The sequence below is a fragment of the Bradyrhizobium sp. AT1 genome (genome assembly GCF_001590795.1).
GTDB lineage: Bacteria > Pseudomonadota > Alphaproteobacteria > Rhizobiales > Xanthobacteraceae > Bradyrhizobium.
This window is the reverse complement of sequence record NZ_JXDL01000001.1, coordinates 7,032,438-7,043,414: the sequence shown is the minus strand read 5'-3', so window position 1 is coordinate 7,043,414 and position 10,977 is coordinate 7,032,438. Positions and strand designations below refer to the sequence as shown.

The following is a 10,977-nucleotide window of genomic DNA, read 5'->3' as shown; positions in this document are numbered from 1 at the left end:
GACACCAAGGGCGTGGAGCTGCGCTTCCTCCGCGACATCATCGCCGAAAGCGGCCTGCGCACGCGCCTCGTCGACGTCTCGACCAGCGGCAAACATTCCAGCTGCGATGTCTCCGCGCAGGAGATCGCCCTGAACCACGGCCGCGGCGGCTCCGCCGTGTTCGGCCCGGATCGCGGCGTCGCGGTGACGGCGATGGCCGATGCGTTCGCCAATTGGCTGCGGCGTCAGGGCAACGTCGCCGGCGTGATCTCGGCCGGCGGCTCGGGCGCGGCCTCGCTGGTCGCGCCGGGCATGCGCACGCTCCCCATCGGCGTGCCCAAGCTGATCATCTCCTCTGTCGCGTCCGGTCACGTCGGGCCCTATGTCGGCCCCGCGGATATCACGATGATGTACTCGGTCACCGACGTGCAGGGACTGAACTCGATCTCGCGCGCGGTGCTGGCCAATGGCGCCAACGCGGTCGCCGGCATGGTCAAGGCGCGGCTCGATGCGCGCGCGGCAACGGCGCGGGAGTCCGGCGGCCTGCCGTCGGTCGGCATCACCATGTTCGGCGTCACGACGCCCGCGGTGCAGAAGATCGCCGCCGATCTGCGTGACGATTTCGAGTGCCTGGTCTTCCATGCCACCGGCGTCGGCGGCCGTTCCATGGAGAAGCTCGTCGAGTCCGGTCAACTCGCCGGCGTGATCGACCTCACCACGACCGAGATCTGCGATCTCCTGATGGGCGGCGTGTTTCCGGCAACGGAGGACCGCTTCGGTGCGATCATCCGCACGCGCATCCCTTATGTCGGCTCGGTCGGTGCGCTCGACATGGTCAATTTCGGCGCGCCCGACACCATTCCCGAGCGCTACCGCGGTCGCAAGTTCCACGTCCACAATCCGCAAGTCACACTGATGCGCACGACCGTGGAGGAGAACGAGCGGATAGGCCGCTGGATCGGCGAGCGGCTCAACCAGATGGACGGCCCCGTGCGCTTCTTCCTGCCAGAGGCCGGCGTCTCCGCGCTCGATGCGCGGGGCCAACCGTTCTGGGATCCCGATGCCGACGCTGCGCTATTCCGCGCGCTGGAACGCACCGTGCGGCAGACCGGCAACCGCCAGCTCATCCGCATCCCCAAGAACATCAACGATCCCGACTTTGCCGCCGCCATCGTCAGTGCATTCCGAACCCTGTTCGGCCGCACCGGCGCGCGGCGGAGAGTAGCGAGGTGAGCCATGGCCCGGTTTGAACGCGCAGCACTGCTGAAACGGTTTCGCGAGATGGCGAAGCGCGGCGAGCCCATCGTCGGCGGTGGCGCCGGCACCGGGCTGTCAGCCAAGTGCGAGGAAGCCGGCGGCGTCGATCTCATCGTCATCTACAATTCCGGCCGTTATCGCATGGCCGGCCGCGGCTCGCTCGCCGGCCTGATGGCGTACGGTGATGCCAATGCCATCGTGGTCGAAATGGCGAGCGAAGTGCTGCCCGTGGTTACCAGGACGCCGGTGCTCGCGGGCGTCAACGGCACCGATCCGTTCCGCGACATGGACGTCTTCCTGGATCAGCTCAAGGCGCTGGGTTTCGCGGGCGTGCAGAACTTTCCGACCGTCGGTCTGATCGACGGCACGTTCCGCGCCAATCTCGAAGAGACCGGCATGTCCTATGCGCTCGAGATCGACATGATCGCCAAGGCGCACGACAAGGACATGCTGACGACGCCCTATGTGTTCAGCGAGAAGGAGGCTGCCGCGATGGCGATCGCCGGCGCCGATATCATCGTCTGCCACATGGGGCTGACGACCGGCGGCTCGATCGGGGCGCAGACGGCGCCGAAGCTGAAGGACTGTCCGGCGCGGATCGACACCTGGGCCTCGGCCGCGCTTAGCGTCAATCCGGATATCCTGGTGCTGGCGCATGGCGGCCCGATCGCGGATCCCGCGGATGCCGATTTCATCATGAAGAACACCCGCCATTGCCACGGCTTCTACGGCGCGTCCTCGATGGAGCGGCTGCCCGTGGAACGGGCGCTGACGGAGCAGGTACGTCAATTCAAGGCGATCGGCGCGCGATAACGCCGGAAGGGTTCGAGGGAGGAAAAGATGTCGGGGATGTTGGTCGGTGAATTGATCCTCTGGCTGATCGTCGCGATCGTCGTGATCGTGGTCGGCGTCTATATCGTGAACTGGCTGTACCACCGCTCCTCCAAGGAGACCTCGTTCGTCCGGACCGGTTTTCTCGGCGAGCGCGTCGTGATCAACGGCGGCGCCTTCGTGCTGCCCTTCATCCACGATTACACGCCCGTCAACATGAACGTGCTGCCGATGGGCATCGTCCGCTCCCGGCAGGATGCCGTGATCACCCGTGACCGCATGCGGGTCGACATCGAGGCCGACTTCTATGTCCGCGTGCAGCCGACCCGGGAAGCGGTCTCGATCGCCGCGGCGACGCTCGGCCGCCGCACCCTGGAGCCCGGGCAGTTGCATGCGCTGCTCGCCGGCAAGTTCATCTCCGCGATCCGCTCGGTTGCTTCCGAAATGACCATGGAAGAGATGCACGAGCGGCGCGGCGACTATGTCGCGCGCGTCAAGACCGAAGCGGCCGAGGCCCTCGCCCAGAACGGCCTCGAGCTGGAATCCGTCGCCATCACCGATCTCGACCAGACCGACCTCGAATTCTTCAACCCGTCGAACCGGTTCGACGCCGAAGGCCTGACCCAGCTGATGCAGGACATCGAGGCCAGGCGAAAGCTGCGCAACGACATCGAGCAGGACTCGATGATCAAGATCCGTACCCGCAATCTGGAGGCCGAGCGGCAGGCCCTCGAAATCGAGCGCGAGAGCGAGACCGCGCGGCTGGAGCAGGAGCGCGACATCGAGATGCGCCGCGCGCTCCAGCGCACGGAAGTCGCCCGTGAGCGCGCACTGCGCGAGACCGAGGCCGAACAGGCCCAGATCTCCGCCCGCGAGACCATCGAGCGCGCCCGCATCGCCAATGACCAGGCCATCGCCGAGGCCCGCATCGCCTCCGAGCGGGAAACCCGCCAGAAGGAGATCGAGCGGACGCGGACCATCGAGGAGAAGGAGCTGCTGGCACGGGAGGAGATCGAGAAGACCAGGATCGCCAACCAGCGTTCGATCGACACCACGCGGATTGCGTCGGAGCGCGAGGTGCGCCAGCGCGAGATCGAGCGCATGCGCACGATCGAGGAAGCCGAGATCGCCGCCCGCGAGGCGATCGAGAAGGCGCGGATCCAGCAGGATCGCGTCGTCACCGATGCCCGTATTGCCAACGAGGAGGAGACGCGGCGCCGCGAGATCGAGCGCACGCGTGCCGTCGACGAGGCCGAGATCGCCGCCCGCGAGGCCACCGAGAAGGCCCGCATCGCCCAGACGCTGATCGTCAATGTCGAGCGCATCTCCTCCGACGAGCGCACTCGCGCCCTGGAGATCCAGCAGGTACGCACCATCCAGGAGGCCGAGATCGAGGCACAGCGCGCGGTGGAAGCCGCCCGCATCGTCCGTGAGCGGACGCTCGCCGCCGAGCGCATCGCCGCCGAGCAGAACACGCGGCAGCTGGAGATCGAGCGCAACCAGGCGCTGGACGTCGCCGGCATCTCCGCGCGAGAGACCACCGAGGCCAGCCGCATCGCCCAGGAGGAGCGCGTGCGCTCGCTGGAAATCGCCCGCAACCGCGCCGTCGAGGAAGCCGACATCGCCTCCCGCGAGGCGATCGAGGCAGCCCGCATCGCCCAGGAGAAGGCGGTTGCGGCCGAGCGCATCCAGGCCGAGCGCGACACCCGCGCGCTGGAAATCGAGCGTACCGGCGTGCTGGAGGCAGCCGAGCTGAAGCGGCGCGACGCCATCGAGCGCCAGCGTATTACCGTCGATCTGGCGCTGGAGGCCGAGCGCATCAACTCCTCGAAGAAGCGCGAGGTGCTCAACATCGAGCAGAAGAAGGCGATCGAGATCGCCGACGAGGACCGCGTCATCGCGCTATCGACCAAGAAGTCCGAGCGGATCGATGCCGACCGCCAGGTCCGGCAGGCCGAGATCGTCGCGCGCAAGGAGGTCGAGACCACGGACGTCTCGCGCGAACAGGCGCTGGAAGCGGCCCGCATCGAGCGTCGCCGCGCCATCGAGCAGCTTGAGGTCGCCCGCATGCAATCCCTGCAGGAGGCCGAGATCGCCTCCCGCGAGGAGGTCGAGCGCGCCCGCATCGCATCCGACCGGGGCCTGGATGAAGCTCGCGTCGGCCGCGAGCGCGAGCTGCGCAAGCTCGAAGTCAATCGTGAGAAGGAGGTCGAGACCGTCCTGATGGAGAAGGCGATCGCGATCCACCTGAAGTCGCTGGAAGAGTCTGCCGCCAAGGCGTCAGCCGAGGAAGCGCGGATGCGCGCGACCGAAGCGACCGAGCGCGTCATCACGGCGCGCGAGAGCGAGATCGCCAAGCGGCGCAGGACCGTCGAGGTGATGCTCGCCGAGAAGCAGGCCGAAGAGACCCGCATCGCAGCCGAGGCCGAGCGGGTGCGCGCCGCCGTCGAGGCCGAGGCGCAGCGGATGCTCAACGAGGCCGAGAACGTGCTGACCGACCAGGCGCGCTACTCGCTGTTCCGCAGAAAGCTGCTCGACCGGATCGAGGGCATCGTGCGCGAGAGCGTCAAGCCGATGGAGAAGATCGAGGGCATCCGCATCCTGCAAGTCGACGGCCTCAACGGCAACGGGAATGGCGGCAATGGCGGCCGCAGCGCCACCGACGAAGTGATCGATTCCGCCCTGCGCTACCGCGTCCAGGCGCCGCTGATCGATTCCATCCTGGCGGATATCGGCGTCGAGGGCGGCAGCCTTGCCAAGATGCCGGGCCTGATCCGCGAAGCCCGCGACATGCAGGGCATCAAGGAGTCCGCGCGCAAGAGCGGCGGAGGTGGCGGCGGCGACAAGCCGGCGGCCACCCCGCCTGCGGCCGAAGGCGGCGAACCACCGGCCGAGCGCGGGCCGCGGAAGAAGAGCTGAGGTCGCACCATGGCTCGCGTCTATGTTTCCACCGTCGTCAACGCCCGCAACGACCGCGTCTGGGCGCGGGTGCGCGATTTCAACGGCCTGCCGAACTGGCATCCGGCGATCGCCGAAAGCCGCATCGAGGGCGGCGAGCCCTCGGACAAGATCGGGTGCGTGCGCGACTTCCGCCTGCGCAACGGCGACCGCATCCGCGAGAAGCTGCTCGGCCTCTCCGACTACGACATGTTCTGCACCTATTCGATCCTGGAATCGCCAATGGGCGTCGAGAACTACGTCGCGACCCTGCGGCTGACGCCGGTCACCGACGGCGACCAGACCTTCATGGAATGGACCGCCGAGTTCGACTGCGCGCCGGAGCGGGAGACCGAGCTCGTCAGCAATATCGGCGGCGGCGTGTTCCAGGGCGGGTTCGACGCGCTCAAGCGCGTGTTCGGAGGCTAGCCGTGCCGCATATCGTCAAGAGCACGATCCTGGACGCGCCGACCGACGCGACGTGGGCGGTGCTGCGCGATTTCAACGGGCATGATCGCTGGCATCCGGCGGTCGCGACCTCCTCGATCGAGCGTGCGCAGTCGTCCGACAAGATCGGCTGCGTCAGGCGGTTCAAGCTGAAGGACGGCTCCGAGTTGCGCGAGCAATTGCTGGCGCTGTCGGACCTGGAACAGTCCTTCAGCTATTGCCTGCTCGATACGCCGGTGCCGATGTTCAACTACGTCGCTCATGTCCGGCTGCTGCCGGTGACCGACGGCGACCGGACTTTCTGGCACTGGGAATCCCGTTTCACCACCAAGCCCGAGGACAAGGACCGTATTACCCATATGGTCGCCGAAGACATCTATCAGGCAGGCTTCGAGGCGATCCGCCGGCACCTGAAGGAGGCCGCATAGATGGCCGTGACAGTGAAGACTTTTACGAGCGCCAGCGAAGCCGCGGGCGCGCTGTCCTCGGACCGCAGCGCGCGCTATCTCGGCGGAGGCACGCTGGTGATGCGCGCGCTGAACGAGGGCGATGTATCGGTCTCGACAATCGTCCGCGCGCAGGATCAAGCTCTCACCCGGATCGATGCTTCTGGCCCCCGCATCACGCTCGGTGCCGGCGTCACCTTTGCGCGCGTTCTCGCCGAACGCGACCTCGCCTTCCTGCATGCTCCTGCCCGCTCGATCGGCGGCCCGGCCGTGCGCAACATGGGCACAATCGGCGGCAACCTCTTTGCGCCAAGTCCCTATGGCGATTTCACCGTCGCGCTGCTGGCGCTCGATGCGACGGTGGCCGTCGCCGGCGGCTTCGGCGCACGCGACGTCCCGATCGAAGAGTTCTTGCAGGCGCGCGACCGGCAGAGCGGGACGTTGGTGCTGTCGGTGTCCTGCACTCGGCCGGCCAGCGCCGAAGCCTTCCGCTATCGCAAGATCGCGCGCATCAAGCCGAAAGGCGGCTCGGTCATCACGCTGGCCGCGCATCTGCCGATCAGCGGCGGCCGGATCGCGGGCGCCCGGATCGCGCTGGGATCGATGGCGCCGACCCAGATCCGCGCCCGTGCCGCCGAGCGCGCGCTCGAAGGGCGTTCGCTCGATGCTGCGACCATCGCCGCCGCCGCATCCGCGGCCACCGAAGGGACCTCGCCATCCGACAACGCGCTCGGCAGCGCCTGGTATCGCCGCGAGATCGTAGGCGTGCATCTGCGGCGCCTGCTGTCGGGACAGGAATAGAGCATGGCCAAGATCCCCCTGCAATTTCGCCACAACGGCCGCGACGTCGCGATCTTCGTCGACGGCGGCACCAATCTGCTGGTCGCGCTGCGCGAGCTGATCGGCGACATGACGCCGAAATTCGGCTGCGGCCAGGGCGGCTGCGGCACGTGCAGCGTGCTGGTCGACGGCGAGCTCCACCTCTCTTGCCTGACGCTCGCCGAGACGGTCGCAGGCCGGTCGGTCGAGACGCTCGACGGCATGAAGCAGGGCCCGAATCTGCATCCGCTGCAACGCGCCTTTGCCGACAATTTTGCTGCCCAATGCGGCTATTGCACACCGGGGATGCTGATGGCCGCCAAGGCGCTGCTCGACCGCAATCCGTCGCCCAGCCGCGACGAGGTGATCGAGGCCATCTCCGGCAACATCTGCCGCTGCACCGGCTACGAGCCGATCATCAATGCCATCCTCGCCGCCGCCGGCGGCCGGGTCAGCGCCTGAGGTCAACCATGCTGGAACTGCGCAAGGACATCTTCGCCGACGAGCGCGACGACAACCTCAAGGAAATCGGCAAGGGCACCCAGCGTCAGGACATGCTCGGCCATGTCACGGGCACGTCGAGCTACTTCAACGACCACAAGCTGCAGGGCATGCTGCACCTGAAGGTCGTGCGCTCGACACAAGCCCACGCACGGCTGCGCCGTATCGACACCACCGAGGCCGAGCGGTCGGCCGGCGTGCGTCGCATCATCCGCGGCACCGACGTGCCGGTCAATCTCAACACGCTTCTGAGCCTGATCAATTTCGGCAAGGACGACGAGCCGTCGCTGGCGGTCGACAAGGTCCGCTACAAGGGCGAGCCGATCCTCGCCATCGTTGCCGACAGCGAGCGCGAGGCGTTCGAGGCCATCGCGAAGGTCAAGGTCGACTATGAACCGCTGCCGGCCGTGTTCGACGTCGAGGATGCGCTCAAGCCCGGCGCGCCCGTGGTCAACGAGACCTATCCGAAGAACGCCTTCATCTACCACGACGTCTACGACCACCAGCGCCTGCGCTTCGGCGATGCCGACGCGGCGCTCGCGGGCGCGGACCACGTGCTGGAACAGCGCTACCAGATGTCGCCGATCGAGCACGCGCCGACCGAGACCAACGGTGCCATCGCCGCGCCTGACACCAACGGCCGCTACGTCGTCTATACCTCGACGCAGGCGCTGTTCTTTTCGGTCGACACCTGCGCCAAGATTTTGGACGTGCCGTCCAACACCTTCCACTTCATCGGCGGCACCGTCGGCGGCGGCTTCGGCGGCAAGGTGGACACCCTGACTGAGCCGCTCGCCATCCTCGGCGCCATGCTGACCGGGCGTCCCGTCCGCTACGTGTTCGGGCGCGAGGAGGAGATGCAATATGGTCCGCCGCGCGGTGCCGAACGCATCTACATCAAGGACGGCGTGATGCGCGACGGCCGCATCGTCGCCCGCAAGATCCGGGCCTATTTCGACAGCGGTGCCTATACAAGGCTGTCCAGCTACGCCGCCGTGAAATGCGCCGCGCATCTGCCGGGCCCCTACACCATCCCGAACGTCTATGGCGACGTCTACTGCGTCTTCACCAACCGCACGCCTGCAACCGCCATGCGCGGCTTCGGCGTCACGGCGATGGACTTTGCCATCGAGTGCCAGATGGACAAGCTCGCGAACCTCGTCTGCATGGACCCGATGGAGTTTCGCATCCTCAACGCCTATCGCGACGGCGACATGAAAGCGCACCGGCGCGAGGCCAAGAACACCGCGCTGATCGAATGCGTCCAGGTCGCGGCCGAAAAAGCCAAATGGCCGATCCGTGACGAGTTCAGACGGGCGTCCTCGCGCAAGGACGGCGGCGGCAGCCGCGCCGCAATCCCGCCGACGCCGACGGATTCTTCGCGCGCGAGGCCGACGGCGCCGGTCCAGCAGCGCACCAGCTACGACCGGCTGCCGCCAACCGTCACGCGAGAACCGCCGCGCGATCCGCCCCCGCCGGCGCCGCCGCCTCCCCCGCCGCGCCCGGCTGCACCATCGCACGGCGCGACGCGGTTCTCGTCCGTGTTCGGCACCAGGAGACGCTGAGATGACCAGGCATCGTGGACGCGGCATGGCGTCGATCAACTATCCCATCGGCATGAATCTCGGCGGCGATCCAAGCCAGGCGCTGGTCCACTCCAATCCGAGCGGCAAGTTCACGGTGGCGCTGTCGTCGATCGACCTCGGCCAGGGCATGAAATCGGTGACGCGGCAGATCTGCGCCGAGACGCTGGGCGTTCCCGTCGAGGACGTCTATGTCGACACCGCCGATTCCGACACCGGTCCGCACTGCATGGGCTCGTTTGCCTCGCGCGGCACCCACCGCGTCGGCAACGCCGTCATGGCCGCGGCCCGCGAGGCGCGCGGCGTGATGATGGAGGCAGCGGCCGAGGAGCTGGAGGTCAACGCGGCCGATCTCGAAACCGACGGCCGCGGCAACATCCACGTCAAGGGCGCGCCGCACCGCTCGATCTCGACCAAGGACGTCGCGATTGCCGCGCAATTCAAGCAAGGCAAGACCATCTCGGGACGCGGCATCTTTCTCGTCCCGCTCTCCAACGTCGATCCGGAGACCGGCGAGATGTCGCCGGCGACCTGTTACGCCCATGCCTGCCTCGTCGCCGAGGTCGAGGTCGACGACGAGACCGGCGAAGTCGCGATGGTACGGATGGACTCCGCCTATGAGCTCGGCCGCGCGCTCAACCCGCGTCTGGTGGAGCAGCAGCTCGTCGGCGGCGCCTGGATGGGCGTCAGCCACGCGCTCTACGAGACCCCGGAACCCTATTATCCCGACCCCGTTCACGGCCCCGCGACTTCGTCGAGTATCTGATGCCAGGTCCCGGCGACATCTGTCCGCACGATATCGCGGTGCTGGAACGCCCCGCGCCCGATGGTCCCTTCGGGGCAAAAGGCCCCGGCGAGATGTGCGCCAACCCGGTTCTGCCGGCCGTTGCAAACGCGATCTTCAACGCCGTCGGCGTCCGCATCGACGACCTCCCGATCACGCCCGAAAAGGTGTTGCGCGCGATCAAGAGCCAGGGCGGCGCGCGGCCGCAGGCCCGGCGTTAGAGGATTGGGCCGTGGCGGTTCGCAGCAACATCGTCGGCATCGACAGCCCGGAGGCGCTGGAGAAGGCGCTGCGGGCGGCCTATTACCTCGCCGACGAGGGCCTTGCGACATCGGCCTATCTCGGCCTCGCCCTCGGCAAGCCGCTGCTGCTGGAGGGCGCCCCCGGTGTCGGCAAGACGGAGGCGGCCAAGGCGATCGCCGCCGTGCTCGGCCGCCGCCTGATCCGCCTGCAATGCTACGAGGGCATCGACGCCTTTGCCGCGCTCTATGAGTGGAACTATCCGCGCCAGATGCTGGCAATCCGCCAGGCCGGCGACGAGAGCATCGATATCTATGGCGAGACCTTCCTGATCGAGCGTCCCATGCTGGCCGCGCTGCGCGCGCCCGATTCCACCGTGCTCCTGATCGACGAGATCGACCGGGCCGACCAGGAGTTCGAGGCCTTCCTGCTCGAATTCCTCTCCGACTTCCAAATCTCCATTCCGGAGCGCGGCACGGTGCGCGCGGCCGAACGCCCCGTCGTCGTGCTGACCTCGAACCGGACGCGCGATCTGCACGAGGCGCTGCGCCGCCGCTGCGTCTATCACTGGATCGACTATCCGACCGCGGAGCGCGAGGCGCGGATCATCATGATGCGCGCCTCCAGCGTCGCCGAGGCCACCGCCCGCGCCGTCGTCGCAGCCGTGGAGAAGCTGCGGCGCGAGCCCCTCAGCAAGGCGCCAGGCATCGCCGAAGCCGTCGACTGGGCGGAGGCCGCGACGCTCCTCAACAAGGGCGGCGCACGCTGGCCGGATGCGTTCAAGCGGTCGATCGGCGTGGCGCTGAAGGACGAGGAGGATCTGCATTTCATCTCGCCGCGGCTCGATGCCATGCTGGCGGAGGCGACCGCATGAGCACCGAACCGCAGCTGCCGCGCGCCGCCCGCATCTTCGTCGCCTTTGTCCCGCTGCTGCGGGCGAACGGCTTTGCCGTGGTGCCGGAGCAGACCACGACGTTCCTGGCCGCGATCGAGCTGCTCGGCCCGCGCACCATCGAGCACGTCAGGCAAGCCGCCCTGGCGACGCTGGCTCCGCCGCCCGAGCGCCGCGCGACCTTCGACCGGCTGTTCGATCTGCACTTCCGCGGCAGCGAGGCCATTGCGCGCGACGACGAGGGGGAGGACGACGAGACGG

9 protein-coding genes and 2 pseudogenes are annotated in these 10,977 nt (G+C 67.6%); all 11 read left to right on the top strand.

Annotation, left to right across the window (positions count from 1 at the left end; all coding sequences use genetic code 11):
• A partial coding sequence (locus SE92_RS32420) for a Tm-1-like ATP-binding domain-containing protein (protein ID WP_198172848.1) occupies positions 1-1,212 on the top strand: 1,212 nt, incomplete at its 5' end.
• Between the two features lie 3 nt (positions 1,213-1,215).
• The gene (locus tag SE92_RS32415) at positions 1,216-2,049 is read left to right on the top strand and encodes a phosphoenolpyruvate hydrolase family protein (RefSeq protein ID WP_063202623.1); all 834 of its coding nucleotides are present in this window, start codon (positions 1,216-1,218) and stop codon (positions 2,047-2,049) included.
• A 27-nt stretch (positions 2,050-2,076) separates the two neighbouring features.
• Positions 2,077-4,986, top strand: a complete 2,910-nt coding sequence (locus SE92_RS32410; protein ID WP_063202621.1) for a flotillin family protein — start codon at positions 2,077-2,079, stop codon at positions 4,984-4,986.
• Between the two features lie 9 nt (positions 4,987-4,995).
• Complete coding sequence (locus SE92_RS32405) at positions 4,996-5,433, top strand: SRPBCC family protein (RefSeq protein WP_018643039.1); 438 nt, start codon at positions 4,996-4,998, stop codon at positions 5,431-5,433.
• A 2-nt stretch (positions 5,434-5,435) separates the two neighbouring features.
• Positions 5,436-5,879 carry an SRPBCC family protein gene (locus SE92_RS32400; protein WP_063202619.1) on the top strand — a complete coding sequence of 148 codons (444 nt, stop codon included), beginning with the start codon at positions 5,436-5,438 and terminating at the stop codon, positions 5,877-5,879.
• Positions 5,880-6,698: an FAD binding domain-containing protein gene (locus SE92_RS32395; RefSeq protein WP_063202617.1), complete on the top strand. Its 819-nt coding sequence runs from the start codon at positions 5,880-5,882 to the stop codon at positions 6,696-6,698. It begins immediately after the preceding gene.
• 3 nt (positions 6,699-6,701) lie between these two features.
• Complete coding sequence (locus tag SE92_RS32390) at positions 6,702-7,178, top strand: (2Fe-2S)-binding protein (RefSeq protein WP_063202615.1); 477 nt, start codon at positions 6,702-6,704, stop codon at positions 7,176-7,178.
• Positions 7,179-7,186: 8 nt separating this feature from the next.
• On the top strand, positions 7,187-8,782 hold the full coding sequence (locus tag SE92_RS32385; protein ID WP_063202611.1) for a xanthine dehydrogenase family protein molybdopterin-binding subunit: 1,596 nt from the start codon (positions 7,187-7,189) through the stop codon (positions 8,780-8,782).
• A 1-nt stretch (position 8,783) separates the two neighbouring features.
• Positions 8,784-9,805: pseudogene (locus tag SE92_RS32380) on the top strand (xanthine dehydrogenase family protein molybdopterin-binding subunit).
• An 11-nt stretch (positions 9,806-9,816) separates the two neighbouring features.
• Positions 9,817-10,698 carry an AAA family ATPase gene (locus SE92_RS32375; RefSeq protein WP_063202609.1) on the top strand — a complete coding sequence of 294 codons (882 nt, stop codon included), beginning with the start codon at positions 9,817-9,819 and terminating at the stop codon, positions 10,696-10,698.
• A pseudogene (locus SE92_RS32370) lies at positions 10,695-10,977 on the top strand (hypothetical protein); the annotation flags it as partial. The gene SE92_RS32375 and the pseudogene SE92_RS32370, both read left to right, overlap by 4 nt.